Consider the following 12,791-nt stretch of genomic DNA (forward strand, 5'->3'; position numbering starts at 1 on the left):
GTGGACTGACGTTGAACCCGGTGTCCTGGGCGTCGAGCTTGTCGAGGTCGGCGCGCGCGGGTGCGTCCGGGAATACCAGATCCAGGCGGGTGCCGGCCGGTGTGGCTTTCTGTGGCCCACCTCTTGACTTCCCTAAAAGCCGGGCGTAAACAAGGCACAAGCAAAACGAAACGGCGGTGAAACAACACCATGTACGCCGAAGAACGACAGCAGGAGATCCTTCGCATCGCCCGGGACGTGGGCCGGGTCGAGGTCGCTGGCCTGGCCGATCAGCTCAACGTGACGTCGGAGACCATCCGCCGCGATCTCACCATCCTGGAGCGGGCCGGCGTGCTGCGCCGGGTCCACGGTGGAGCAATTCCGGTCGAGCGACTCGGGTTCGAGCCCGCGCTGGCGGCGCGTGACGCGGTACTCATCGAGGAGAAGGAGCGCATCGCCAAGCTCGCCTTGAGCGAGGTGCCGGAGGAGGGCGCGATCATCCTCGACGCCGGCACCACGACCGCCCGGCTGGCCCAGCTGCTCCCGGTCGACCGTGAGCTGACCGTCGTGGTCAACTCGCCGGTCATCGCCACGACCCTTGGTACCTATGCCAACCTCAACGTCCTGCTGTTGGGTGGACGGGTCCGCGGGAAGACCCTGGCGACCGTCGACGACTGGGCGCTGTCGCCGTTGGCGCACCTCTACGTCGACGTCGCGTTCATCGGGACCAACGGGATTTCGGTCGAGCGTGGACTGACCACCCCGGACCCGTCCGAGGCGGCGGTGAAGCGGGCGATGGTCCGTGCGGCCCGCCGCACGGTGGTGGTCGCCGATCACACCAAGCTCGGCAACGACTATTTGGCCCGGTTCGCTGAGCTGGCCGACGTCGACCTGCTCATCACCGACAGCCTTGCCGACCTCGACCTGGTCGGTGACCTGGAGTCCGCAGGCGTTCGGGTGGCACGCGCATGAGAGCGGGCCGGGCATGATCGTCACCGTCACCCTCAATCCCAGCCTCGACCGGGCCGTGGAGGTCGACTCACTCACCCGGGGCGAGGTCATTCGGGCTGCCACCGCTCACCTTGACCCCGGCGGCAAGGGCGTCAACGTATCCCGTGCCCTGCTGGCCAACGGGGTGCCGTCGGTAGCAGTGTTGCCGTCCGGCGGTGACGAGGGCAACCAGCTCATCCGCCTACTGAAGGCGGAGGGTGTGGAGGTCCTCGCCGTGTCGATCTCCGGAAGGACCCGTTCCAACATCACCCTGGCCGAGCCCGACGGCACGGTCACCAAGATCAACGAGCCTGGCCCGGCCATGTGCGGCGCCGAGTTCGACGAGGTGATCGACCGTGTGCTCGCCCGTGCCAGCGGCGCCGACTGGGTCGTGCTGTGCGGCAGCGTCCCGCCCGGCCTGCCCGCCGACGCTTACGCTCAGTTGTGCCGCAAGCTGCGTGCTGCCGGCGTCAGGGTCGCCGTCGATACCAGCGGTCCTGCCCTACGCGAGGCCGCCCTGGCCGGGGCGACCCTGCTCAAGCCCAACCGCGACGAACTGGCCGAAGTGGTCGGCACCCCGCTGAAGGACCTCGGCGACGTGGTCGATGCCGCTCAGTGCCTGCGGGCATGGGGAGCCGGCACCGTCGTGGCCAGCCTCGGCGCTGACGGCGCTGTCCTTGTCGATGCCGAAGGGGTCCGCACCGGCACCTGTCCGGTCGCCCGGCCCCGGAGCGCCGTCGGCGCCGGCGATGCGCTGCTCGCCGGGTTCCTCGCTGCGGGCGCGCATGGTGCCGCCGCTCTCGCTGAGGGCCTGGCCTGGGGCGCCGCCGCGGTGAGCCTGCCCGGCAGCCGGATGCCCGGTCCAGCGGACCTGCTCCGCCACGACGTCACCATCCACCCCTAGCCGGACGAGCTTCTTCCCTGCGGCCGTCTGGACCGCCCCTCGATGAAGGAGATACCCCCGTGACCTCCTCTTCCTACACACCAGAGGTGAAGGGCCAGGGCCTCAGAGCCACTGTGCAACGCCTCGGCGGCTACTTGGCCGCGATGGTCATGCCCAACATCGGCGCGTTCATCGCCTGGGGCCTGATCACCGCACTGTTCATCCCGACCGGCTGGATCCCCAACAAGACCCTGGCCGAACTCGTCGGCCCGATGATCAGCATCCTGCTACCGGTGCTCATCGGCTACACCGGCGGCCGGCTGGTCCACGGCCAGCGCGGTGCCGTCGTGGGCGCGGTGGCGACCATGGGCCTCGTCGTCGGCGCGGATGTGCCAATGATCCTCGGCGCGATGATCATTGGGCCGCTCACGGCCTATGTCCTCAAGCTGTTCGACGGCCTGATCGAAAACAGGATCCGTCCCGGCTTCGAGATGCTGGTCGACAACTTCAGCGCCGGCATCATCGGCGCCGCGATGGCCATCGGCGGTGTCTACGGCATCGGCCCGGTGGTCGAATGGCTCACCAAGCAAGCCGGCTCGGGCGTCGACTGGCTCGTCGGCAAGGACCTGCTGCCGCTGACCTCGGTGCTCGTCGAACCCGCAAAGGTGCTCTTCCTCAACAACGCCATCAACCACGGCGTGTTCGGCCCGCTGGGCATCGCCGAGGCGGCCGACAAGGGCAAGTCGATCCTGTTCATGATCGAGTCGAACCCCGGCCCCGGCCTCGGTCTGCTGCTCGCCTTCATGGTCTTCGGCCCCCGCGCGCTGCGACCCAGCGCCCCAGCCGCGATCATCGTGCAGTTCCTCGGCGGCATCCACGAGATCTACTTCCCGTACGTGCTGATGAAGCCGAAGCTGATCCTCGCCATGATCGCCGGGGGTGCGGCCGGCGTCGGCACCTTCGTGATCACCGGTGCGGGCCTGGTCGCCACCCCCTCGCCGGGCAGCATCTTCGCCTACCTCGCCGTCACCCCCAAAGGCGGCCACTTCGGGGTCATCCTCGGCGTCGTGATCGCCGCCGCCGTCACCTTCGCCGTCGCCTCGGCCCTGCTCGGCTTCGGGCGCGGCGAGCCCGCCGCGGACGCTGTCGGCCCCGACGAGGAGACGGCTGTCCGCCCGGACGAGGAAAGGGTCATCGACCCCGACGAGACCCTCGACAAGTCGGCAAAGCAGGAGGTCTGAACATATGTCCACCATCAACGGCACCGACATCAAGAAGGTCGTCGTCGCCTGCGACGCCGGCATGGGCAGCAGCGTGATGCTGGCCAGCCAACTTCGGCGGCAACTCGCGAAGAACGCGGTGACCGTCGAGCACACGCCGGTCAACTCGATCCCGGCGGACGCGGACGTGGTCATCTGCCACCAGGGGCTCGCCGCACGGGCCCGGGTCAGCGCGCCCGACAAGGTGATCGTGCCGATCCAGGTGTTCATCGGCGACCCGGCCGTCACCAGGGTCGTGAACGCGGTGCAGCGCGGTGGTGAGCTGAGTGGCTGAACTGCTGGCCCGTGACGCGATCCGGCTCGACGAGCGGGCCGGATCGCGGGACGAGGCGATCAGCCGCTGCGGCGCGGTACTCGTCGAGGTCGGCGCGGTCGCGCCGGCGTACGTGGACGCGATGCTCGCCCGCGAGCAGAGCGTCTCCACGTACATCGGGGAGGGCGTCGCCATCCCGCACGGCACGCTGAACAGCAAGGAGTCGGTTCAGCGCGACGCCCTCGCGGTGCTGCGCTTCCCGGACGGCGTCGACTGGGACGGCTTCGACGTGCGGGTCTGCGTCGCCATCGCCGCGGCCGGTGACGGGCACGTGGACATCCTGGCCCAGCTCGCCTCGGTGCTGATGGACCCGGCCCAGGCGCAGCGGCTACGAGAGTCGACGAGCGTCGATGACGTGATCACCATCCTTGAAGGGAAGCCCTCGTGAATGTTGTCCGATTCCACGCACCCGGTGACGTCCGCATCGAGGACGGGCCCGAGCCCACGCCGGGCCCCACCGACGTGAAGATCCGCGTCCGGGCATGCTCCACCTGCGGCACCGACGTGAAGATCTCCCGCTTCGGCCACCACCACATCGCCCCGCCGCGCGTCATGGGCCACGAGATCGCCGGCGAGATCGTCGAGGTCGGCGCCGACGTCACGGGCTGGCAGCCCGGCGACCGGGTCCAGGTCATCGCCGCCATCCCGTGCGGTCAGTGCGCCGAGTGCCGGCGTGGCCGGATGACCGTGTGCCCCAACCAGGTGTCGATGGGCTACCACTTCGACGGCGGGTTCGCCGAGCACATGGTTGTGCCGCACAACGTCCTCGCCGTCGACGGACTCAACCGGATCCCCGAGGGACTCAGCTTCGCCGAGGCATCCGTCGCCGAGCCTCTCGCCTGCGTCCTCAACGGCCAGAACCTCGCCGGTGTGGGGGAGGGCGACGACGTGGTCGTCGTGGGCTCCGGGCCGATCGGCTGCCTGCACGTCCGCCTGGCCCGCTCGCGCGGCGCGGCCCGGGTGTTCCTCGTCGACCTCAACCGCGAACGCCTCGACCTGGCCGCCAACCTGGTCCGGCCGGACGCGGCGATCTGCGGTGCCGAGACCGACGTCGTCGACGCGGTGCTCAAGCTCACCGAGGGCCGGGGTGCCGACGTCGTCATCACCGCCACGGCCGCCGGCGTCGCCCAGGAGCAGGCGGTGCAGATGACGGCGCGGCAGGGCCGGATCAGCTTCTTCGGCGGCCTGCCGAAGGACAAGCCGGTCATCTCCCTGGACTCCAACCTCGTGCACTATCGCGAACTGACCATCGTCGGCGCCAACGGCTCCAGCCCGGAGCACAACAAGGAAGCGCTGCGACTCATCGCCAACGGCTCCGTGCCGGTCGCCGACCTCATCACCCACCGCCTGCCGCTCGACCGCGCCCTCGACGCCTTCGGCATCGTGGCGCGCGGCGAAGCGATCAAGGTGACGATCGAACCCTAGGGGGATCCGATGCCCACCAGAACAGTCCTCGTCGGCTCCGCCAGCGGGCTGCACGCCCGACCGGCGGCGCTGTTCGTCGCCGAGGCGGCGAAGCAGCCGGTGCTGGTCACCATCCGCAGCGGCGACAAGAAACCCGTGCCGGCCCGCAGCATGCTCGCCGTGCTGTCGCTCGGCGCCAAGAAGGGCACCGAGGTCACCCTGGAGGCCGACGGCGACGGCGCCCAGGCCGCCGTCGACACCCTGGCCGACCTCCTCGAACGTGATCTGGACGCCGTCGATGCGTGAACTTCGGGGGATCGGGGCCAGCCCCGGTGGTGCGGCGGGGCCGGTCTACCGGCTGGCCCCGCCGCCGGCCCTGCCGCCGCTGGTGGAGACCGTCGACCCCGAAGCCGAGAAGACCGCCGTCCGGGCTGCGGCCGTCGCCGTCGCCGCCGACCTGACCCGTCGCGCGGACACCGCAATGGACGTGACCGCCGCCGAGGTCCTGCGCGCGCAGGTCATGATGGCGCAGGACGAAACGCTCATTGACGCGGCCGACATCGCCATCGACGGCGGTGCGGACGCGCCGCACGCGATCACCGACGTGCTCGCCGGGCACCGGGCCGCCTTCGAAGCCGCAGGCGGGTACCTCGCCGAGCGGGTCAGCGACCTCGACGACCTGCGGAACCGCCTCGTCGCGGCGTGCCTGGGGCAGCCGATGCCGGGCGTGCCGGACCCTGGCCATCCGTACCTGCTCATCGCCCGCGACCTGGCGCCCGCCGACACCGCCGGCCTCGAGCCGGGCCTGGTGCTGGGCCTGATCACGGCCGAGGGCGGGCCGACCAGCCACACCGCGATCCTGGCCCGGACACTCGGTATCCCGGCCGTGGTCCGCTGCCCGGGCATCCTGGAAGTGACCGACGGGGCGCTGGCCAGTCTCGACGGCACGAGCGGCGTCGTGGTGGCCGGTGTCTCCGCCGAGACGGTGACCACTGTCAACGCGGACCGGCTCGCGGAGATCGAACGCCGTGCCCGCTCCCGAGGCCCCGGGCGGACAGCAGACGGCCATCCCATCGCGCTACTGGCCAACATCGGCTCCGCCCGCGACCTCACCGGCGAGGTTGAAGGCGTCGGCCTGTTCCGCACCGAGCTGCTCTACCTCGACCGCAGCGACCCGCCGTCGCACGAAGAGCAGGTCACCGCGTACCGCGACGTCTTCGCCGCGCTGCCCGGCCGCAAGATCGTCGTGCGCACCCTCGACGCCGGCGCCGACAAGCCGCTGCCGTTCCTGCGCCTGGCCGATGAACCCAACCCTGCGCTGGGCATCCGCGGTCTGCGGGTCGCGCGGCAGACACCGTCCGTGCTCACCACGCAGTTGGCCGCGATCGCGGCGGCGGCTGCGGCGACGGACGCCGACGTCTGGGTAATGGCGCCGATGGTCGCCACGGCGGCGGAGGCGGCAGCGTTCACTGAGTCCTGCCGCGAGCACGGCCTGCCGACCGCCGGCGTGATGATCGAGGTGCCGGCCGCGGCCCTGCGCGCCAGCCAGGTGCTGCGCCACGCGGACTTCCTCAGCGTCGGCACCAACGACCTCAGCCAGTACACGTTCGCTGCTGACCGCATGTGCGGCGACCTCGCTGACCTGCTCGACCCGTGGCAGCCCGCTCTGATCGCGCTGCTCGCCTCCTGCGCGGCAGCCGGCATCGAGGCGGGCAAGCCAGTCGGCGTGTGTGGAGAGTCCGCAGCGGATCCCGATTTCGCCCTGGTGCTCGCAGGGCTGGGCATCACCAGCCTGTCCATGGCGCCCCGCAGCATTCCGGCGGTGCGCGAGTCCCTGGCCGCGCACACCCTGGACGAGTGCCGCCAGATCGCCGAGGCGGCCCTTGCCGCTCCCAGCCCGGAAGCAGCTCGGGCGGCGGCGGTCGGTGCTTCGCGTCAGCTCCGGATCGGCGACGCGGAGACCAGCGCGACGCGCTCATCGCTCCACGCGGCGTCCGGTCCAGCAGCCGAACTCCCACAGCACGTGCCCGCGCCGTGATGGCGCGGGACAGCGCGGGCTGGGCCATGGTGAGCATGGCGGGCCGTACGCTGCCCGGACCGCGGCCCGCGTCGGGTCTCGGCGGAGATGCGGCTCTGAGTTACTCCGCCCGACAAGCCCTCATCCAACCGGGACCACGATCCCCAGCGGAGTGTCAGGGTGCGAACTGCGGCACCACGTCGGCGAGTGCGTGGTCGAGGATTTCCAGGCCCAGGTCCAGCTCTGCGTGGCTGGAGGTGAGCGCCGGCGCGACGCGGAAGACGCCGCCCATGCCCGGCAGCTGCACCACGTTCATGTGCAGGCCCAGCTCCAGGCAACGCCCTGTCACTGCGGCGCCCAGCGCGTCGGCCGGTCGTTTCGACTCCCGGTCGCTGACCAGCTCGAGCCCGACCAGCAGCCCGCGGCCGCGCACGTCGCCAACCACCGGGTGCCGTTGGCTGATCTCCTGAAGACCCTTGCGCAGGTACGAACCCAGGTGCGCCGCCTGCTCGTCGAGCCGGTCGGCCTCCAACACGTCCAGGACCGTGTTGCCGACCGCGGCCACCAGCGGGTCCGAGACGTGCGTGGTGAAGAAGAGGAAGCCGCGCTCGTGCGCCGTCTGCTCGATCTCCGGGCTGGTCACCACAGCGGCCAGCGGCAGGCCGGCGCCGAGCGTCTTGGACAGGGTCAGGATGTCCGGCACGATGCCGTCACGCTGGAACGCGTACCACTCTCCGGTGCGGCACAGACCGGTCTGCGCCTCGTCGAGGATCAACAGCCCGCCCCGCGCGTGCACCTTGTCGCGCAGGGCCACGAGGTATCCCGGCGGCAGGTCGATCACCCCGCCGGAGCTGAGGATCGGCTCGACGATGCACGCCGCCAGGCTGCCCACCGACTGCGCGTCGAACAGCTCGAACGCGAACTCCAGCTGATGCTGCCAGTCCAGCTCGCCGCTGGGAAGGGTGAAGTCGGGCCGGTACGCGTTCGGCGTGGGGATCGCGAAGTTGCCGGGCGCCGTGGGCCCGTACCCCTTGCGCCCTGAGCTGTAGGTGGCGCTCGCCGCACCCTGCGTCATCCCGTGCCAGGACCGGGCGAACGAGATGATTTCGTGCCGGCCGGTGACCAGCTTCGCCATCCGGATCGCCGCCTCGTTGGACTCCGCGCCGGTGGTGAGCAGCAGGACCTTGTCCAACGGCGCGGGCAGCGAGCCGGCGAGGCGGCGTGCCAGCTCGACCACGGGCCGGCTCAGCATGCCACTGAACAGGTGGTCGAGAGTGGCTGCCTGCCGCTGGATCGTGGCTACGACGGCCGGGTGGGAGTGGCCGAGGATCGCGCTCATCTGCCCCGAGGTGAAGTCGAGCAGGCGGCGGCCGTCGGCGGTGAAGACGAAACTGCCCTCGGCGCGGTCGATGATCTCACGTACGAAGCTGCCCGCGCCGATGTAGCGGACCAGGTGACGATCGGCGTCGGACCAGAACGAATCAGCCATGGGGCCGACGCTAGGCAGCCCGGACAGGCGCGTCCATCGCACATTTCCGCTGTCGCTGTTAAGCAGAGCCGTACAGTCGGCGGTCATGACGCTGAATCCGTGGCGGCTGCGCCTGCTCGCCGACCTGGCGACCTACGGCACCATCCGGGCCGTTGCGCAGCGCGGCAACCTGAGCCCGTCGGCGGTGTCGCAGCAGCTGAGCACGCTGGAACGGGAGACCCGGACCGCGCTACTGGAACGCACCGGGCGCCGGGTGCAGCTCACCGCGGCCGGAATGTTGCTCGCCGGCCGCGCTCGGGAGATCCTCGCAGCCATGGACGCGGCCGAGGCGGAGCTGCGCCGCCTCGCCGACGAGCCGGCCGGCATGGTCACCGTGGCCGCGTTCCAGAGTGCGGTGCAAGCCCTCGCCGAACCGGCGCTTGCCCGTCTCGCGGCCCGACACCCGGACGTGAGCGTGGTGTTGCTGGAGCTGGAGCCGCACGAGAGCATGCCGGCGCTGCGTCGCGGCGACGTCGACCTGATCATCACGACGGCCGACTTCGCCGGCGCCGAACTCTCCCCCGAGATTCACCTGGTGCCGCTCGCCACCGACCCGATCGTGCTCGTGCTGCCCCCGGAGCATCCGCTGACCAGCGCCGAGTCGGTCGCCCTGGAGGCGTGCGCGCAGCAGCGCTGGACATTCGACGTCGACGGCTCGTACATGTCCGAGCTGTCCACCCGGCTGTGCCGGGAGGCCGGCTTCGAACCCGTGGTGATCTGTCGGTTCAACAACTACATGCTGGCGCTCCAGCACGTGGAGAGCGGCCGCTCGATCACCATGCTGCCGAAGCTGGCGGTGGACCCGCGATACCGGGTGGTGACCCGACCGCTGAACCCGCCGCTGACCCGGCGCATCACCGCCGGGGCCCGGCGACCGGCCGCGTCACGTCCCGAGGTGACGGCCGTGCTCAATGCCCTGAGAGCAGGTGACTGACCACGGCCGAAACCCGCCGGGGTGTCGGCCCCCGCGCCGTTGCGCAGAATGACCGCGATGTCGGCCCTTTGGAGAGCAGTGCGGTTCGCGGACATTGTGCGGTGGCTTACTCCGGCGCTCGGCGAACGTCTGCCCCACGAACGGCTCCGGAGCGTTCGTGCACACCTTGTCCCTGGCCGGCGGCTTGCCGGTCAGCAGGTAGGCGTCGATCGCGGCGGTCGCGCAGGCGCTCAGCGCGTAGGCGGTGTGACCCCAGTTGTCGCTGGAGAGCACGGTCAAGCACCCGGACCGGGCAGTCGATCACATGGACACTGGCGCCGGCTGGCGTCAAGGCTAGACCGTGCGCGAACAGCGATCATTGATGTGTCCCGGCGTGCCGAGCCTTTCCGATCCGGCCGAGGTGGGTGTGCTCGAATCCCTCGGTGGTCTTGAGGCCGTAACCGAGCGTGCGGTCGACGGCGATGTGGAATGCCCACGCGACGGCCAGAATGCCGAGCCAGGCGATCTGGTCGCGGAACGCGGCCGCGGTCACGGCCACCGCGCCGAGCGCCGCCGGCAGGGTGTAGGAGTGCGCCAGGTTGTAGCAGAAGGCGCCGAGGCGTGGCCCGTGCAGGTAGCCGAGCATGGACAGGTCGAAGACGAGGAAGAGGGCGAGCAGCGACCACCACGGGTATCCGGCGGTGACGGTCACGACGACGGCGAGGGCCGCGACGGCAACGGCCTCGACGCGCTGCGCAACGACCGGGCTCAGACCTGGCATCTCTCCCACCTCGGTGTCTGTAGGAACTGGTACTCATGATGCTCCGGTGGCAACCCGGATGGGCGGTCACCACACGTCGTGTCCGGCTCCGGCCGATTCGCGACAGGCCGCAGCGTCCGACACTCGTGGGGTGGACCCACCCACCGGAGGTGCCGCTGCGCTCGGGAGGTAGCCGGATCCTTCGGCTGGACCGACCGACGTCGAGGTGCGAGGACCACGACGAGCGCGTTCCCCAATGACAGCGTGGACGCGCCCGAGGCGTCAGTGACGCGGTGTCACGATCGCTGGTGACGTGGTGTCACTGTTCGTAGCCGGGTGAGCGCCGAACACTGGGGTGGTGACCGCCGCGCCGGTCGGCCCCGTATCGGACATGAAATCTGATGGGAGGACACATGGTAGTGAGTGTGAAAGATGCCCCCGAGGCCAAACAGTACGAGGCCCGGTTCGAGGGAGAGTCCAAGGTCGCGGGTATCGCGCAGTACATCCGCACCGCGGAGCTCATCGCGTTCGTACACACCGAGGTCTCGTCGGAGTACGAGGGCAGGGGAGTTGGGGCGGCTCTGGCCCGCACCGGCCTCGACGAGGCCCGCGCCGCGGGCCTGCTGGTCCTGCCCACCTGCCCATTCTTCGCGGGGTGGATCGCCCGGCACCCCGAGTACCAGGACCTGGTGTACCAGTCCCGCAGCAGAGTCAGCGACTGAACAGCAGGGCACGTCAGCGAGATGGAGGTCGGTATGAGCAGCGGAACCGCGAAGAAGGCATACGAGGGCCAGTCGATCACCGTGACCTTTCAGGCCACGCGTTGCCTGCATGCCGCCGAGTGCGTCCGCAGCTTGCCGGAGGTCTTCGACCCGGGCCAGCGCCCGTGGATCCGACCCGACGCTGCCGAGGCCGAGCGCTTGGCCGAAGTGATCCGGCGCTGTCCCTCCGGAGCGTTGCAGTACGAACTCGTCGACGGCCGGGCGCAGACCCCGGATCGGCCCACGCGGATCACGGGCGACTCCGTCGGACAGTAGATCGTGCGCGGCCATTCCCTTGACCGTGTGGCGGCGACAGGGTTTTCACTGGTGCGGCAAGTCTTGAGTAGGGGAGTCAGATGCGAAAAACGTTGTCGGTCGTGCTCGTTTCGGCAGTCGCGGCGATGTCGCTGGTGTCGGTTCTGGGGGCTTCACAAGCGACGGCGCAAAGCGGATTGAAGTGGGGTCCGTGCCCCGCCGACAGCGCGCTTCCCGGACTGGAATGCACGATAGTCCAGGTCCCCCTGGACTATCGGAAGCCGCAGGGGCGGCAGCTCGACGTGGCGGTCTCCCGTCTGCCGAGCAAGGACCCGTCGCAGCGCCGGGGCGTGTTGGTGACCAACCCGGGCGGTCCCGGCGCCGGGGGACTGATCTACCCGGGCCTGCTCGCCGGCAATCTGTCGCCGCAGCCGCAGCCGCAGCCGCTGCCGCGCAGTGTCCAGGACCAGTACGACGTGATCGGATTCGACCCGCGCGGTGTGGGCCACAGCTCGCCGGTGACCTGTGACGTGACGCCGGAGCAGATCGCGCGGCGCAACCTTTGGTACCCGGCTGACGCGGCCGGTGTGCGGAAGGACGCCGAGATCGCGAAGGCGATGGCCCGGCAGTGTGCGACATCGGAGACGGCCGCGCTGCTGCCCCACATCACCACCGCGAACACCGCACGGGACATGGACCGCATCCGGGAGGCGCTGGGTGAGCCGAAGATCTCTTACCTCGGTGTGTCGTACGGCACCTACCTCGGTGCGGTCTACACGACGATGTTCCCCCAGCACAGTGACCGGTTCGTGCTCGACAGCAACCTCGGCCCCGGTGGTTACGACCTCACCGCCATGCGAAGGCTCGGCCGCGGCCTGGAGGACCGGTTCCCGGACTTCGCGAAGTTCGCCGCCGCCAATCCCCAGTACGGACTGGGCACGACGCCGAAGCAGGTGCGGGCGAAGTTCTTCGACCTCGCCGCGCGGCTGGAGAAGTCACCGGTGCAGGGCGTGGACGGTTCGTTGTTCCGGGGGATCACGTTCGACCACCTCTACAGCGACGTGAGCATGCCCACCCTGGCCGCAGTGTGGAAAGCGCTCGACACGAACCAGCCGATGCCGCCCGAGCCGCCCCCCGCGAATATCGACAACGCCGTCTCCGGCCGCCTGCATGTCATCTGCGGCGACTCGAAGTGGCCGAGTTCCGTCCGCGATTACCAGCGGGCCGTCGCGGTCCAGCGGGTCAAGTACCCGATGGTCGGTGCCGCCGCGGCCAATATCGGTCCGTGCGCGTTCTGGCCGTCCCCGGTCGAGCGGCCGGTGCGCATTGGTGACCGAGGGCCGTCGAACGTGCTGATGGTGCAGAACCTTCGCGACCCGGGGACCCCGCTGGTCGGCGCCCGCGAGCTCAGGAACGCGTTCGGTGACCGGGCGCGGATGGTGACGGTGGACCAGGGTGGTCACGGCGCCTACCTGCTCTTCGCCAAGAACATGTGCGCCAACAACACGGTGACGGCCTTCCTCACCACCGGCCAGCGGCCGCGGCACGACGTCACGTGTGCGGCCGAGGCCGGCTGAGGGCTGACGCGTGGCGAGTCAGTTCAGTCGTACGGGTTCGGGCATCGGTCAGCGTGGCCGCCGATGCCCGCGACGGTCGCCGGGCGCGTAAGCGAGCGCCCCGCCGATCCGCGGCGCTCTGCTGCGGCGAA

The 12,791-nt window shown here is 70.2% G+C and carries 14 protein-coding genes and 1 pseudogene; 12 read left to right on the forward strand and 3 right to left on the reverse strand.

Annotation, left to right across the window (positions count from 1 at the left end):
* Positions 1–189: 189 nt before the first annotated feature.
* From KBX71_RS07130 to ptsP, 8 genes and pseudogenes are all read left to right on the forward strand, one after another.
* Positions 190–951 (forward strand): DeoR/GlpR family DNA-binding transcription regulator, encoded by a 762-nt coding sequence (locus KBX71_RS07130; protein ID WP_210817212.1) that lies wholly within the window; start codon positions 190–192, stop codon positions 949–951.
* Positions 952–964: 13 nt separating this feature from the next.
* Positions 965–1,873 carry a 1-phosphofructokinase gene (gene pfkB, locus KBX71_RS07135; protein WP_210817307.1) on the forward strand — a complete coding sequence of 303 codons (909 nt, stop codon included), beginning with the start codon at positions 965–967 and terminating at the stop codon, positions 1,871–1,873.
* 59 nt (positions 1,874–1,932) lie between these two features.
* Entirely contained in the window at positions 1,933–3,093 is a 1,161-nt protein-coding gene (mtlA, locus tag KBX71_RS07140; protein ID WP_210817213.1) for a PTS mannitol transporter subunit IICB, read from the forward strand.
* Positions 3,094–3,097: 4 nt separating this feature from the next.
* Entirely contained in the window at positions 3,098–3,406 is a 309-nt protein-coding gene (locus KBX71_RS07145; protein ID WP_124820847.1) for a PTS lactose transporter subunit IIB, read from the forward strand.
* A complete protein-coding gene (locus KBX71_RS07150) occupies positions 3,399–3,833 on the forward strand; it encodes a PTS sugar transporter subunit IIA (RefSeq protein WP_210817214.1) in 435 nt (144 codons plus the stop codon). The genes KBX71_RS07145 and KBX71_RS07150 overlap by 8 nt, the downstream gene beginning before the upstream one ends.
* Entirely contained in the window at positions 3,830–4,870 is a 1,041-nt protein-coding gene (locus tag KBX71_RS07155) for a zinc-dependent dehydrogenase (protein WP_210817215.1), read from the forward strand. The genes KBX71_RS07150 and KBX71_RS07155 overlap by 4 nt, the downstream gene beginning before the upstream one ends.
* Positions 4,871–4,879: 9 nt before the next feature.
* Positions 4,880–5,155 (forward strand): HPr family phosphocarrier protein, encoded by a 276-nt coding sequence (locus KBX71_RS07160; RefSeq protein ID WP_124820844.1) that lies wholly within the window; start codon positions 4,880–4,882, stop codon positions 5,153–5,155.
* Positions 5,148–6,767 (forward strand): annotated as a pseudogene (ptsP, locus tag KBX71_RS07165) (phosphoenolpyruvate--protein phosphotransferase); the annotation flags it as partial. The gene KBX71_RS07160 and the pseudogene ptsP, both read left to right, overlap by 8 nt.
* A 274-nt stretch (positions 6,768–7,041) precedes the next feature.
* Here ptsP and KBX71_RS07170 read toward each other — a convergent pair.
* Positions 7,042–8,355 (reverse strand): aspartate aminotransferase family protein, encoded by a 1,314-nt coding sequence (locus KBX71_RS07170; RefSeq protein ID WP_210817217.1) that lies wholly within the window; start codon positions 8,353–8,355, stop codon positions 7,042–7,044.
* Between the two features lie 85 nt (positions 8,356–8,440).
* On the opposite strand from KBX71_RS07170, the gene KBX71_RS07175 reads away from it, so the two are divergent.
* The gene (locus KBX71_RS07175; protein ID WP_210817218.1) at positions 8,441–9,328 is read left to right on the forward strand and encodes a LysR family transcriptional regulator; all 888 of its coding nucleotides are present in this window, start codon (positions 8,441–8,443) and stop codon (positions 9,326–9,328) included.
* On the opposite strand, the gene KBX71_RS07180 is transcribed toward KBX71_RS07175, so the two are convergent.
* Together KBX71_RS07180 and KBX71_RS07185 are read right to left on the reverse strand one after the other, a co-directional pair.
* Positions 9,278–9,601: an alpha/beta hydrolase gene (locus KBX71_RS07180; RefSeq protein ID WP_307846990.1), complete on the reverse strand. Its 324-nt coding sequence runs from the start codon at positions 9,599–9,601 to the stop codon at positions 9,278–9,280. The two genes, KBX71_RS07175 and KBX71_RS07180, sit on opposite strands and share 51 nt — an antisense overlap.
* An 82-nt stretch (positions 9,602–9,683) precedes the next feature.
* Positions 9,684–10,088 carry a DUF4260 domain-containing protein gene (locus tag KBX71_RS07185; RefSeq protein WP_210817220.1) on the reverse strand — a complete coding sequence of 135 codons (405 nt, stop codon included), beginning with the start codon at positions 10,086–10,088 and terminating at the stop codon, positions 9,684–9,686.
* Positions 10,089–10,480: 392 nt separating this feature from the next.
* On the opposite strand from KBX71_RS07185, the gene KBX71_RS07190 reads away from it, so the two are divergent.
* From KBX71_RS07190 to KBX71_RS07200, 3 genes are all read left to right on the forward strand, one after another.
* Positions 10,481–10,789: a GNAT family N-acetyltransferase gene (locus tag KBX71_RS07190; protein WP_210817221.1), complete on the forward strand. Its 309-nt coding sequence runs from the start codon at positions 10,481–10,483 to the stop codon at positions 10,787–10,789.
* Between the two features lie 33 nt (positions 10,790–10,822).
* Positions 10,823–11,104 carry a (4Fe-4S)-binding protein gene (locus tag KBX71_RS07195; protein WP_210817222.1) on the forward strand — a complete coding sequence of 94 codons (282 nt, stop codon included), beginning with the start codon at positions 10,823–10,825 and terminating at the stop codon, positions 11,102–11,104.
* 281 nt (positions 11,105–11,385) lie between these two features.
* Positions 11,386–12,660 carry an alpha/beta hydrolase gene (locus KBX71_RS07200; protein ID WP_210817223.1) on the forward strand — a complete coding sequence of 425 codons (1,275 nt, stop codon included), beginning with the start codon at positions 11,386–11,388 and terminating at the stop codon, positions 12,658–12,660.
* Positions 12,661–12,791 lie beyond the last annotated feature (131 nt).

Source organism: Micromonospora sp. D93, assembly GCF_018070365.1.
Taxonomy (GTDB): domain Bacteria; phylum Actinomycetota; class Actinomycetes; order Mycobacteriales; family Micromonosporaceae; genus Micromonospora; species Micromonospora ureilytica.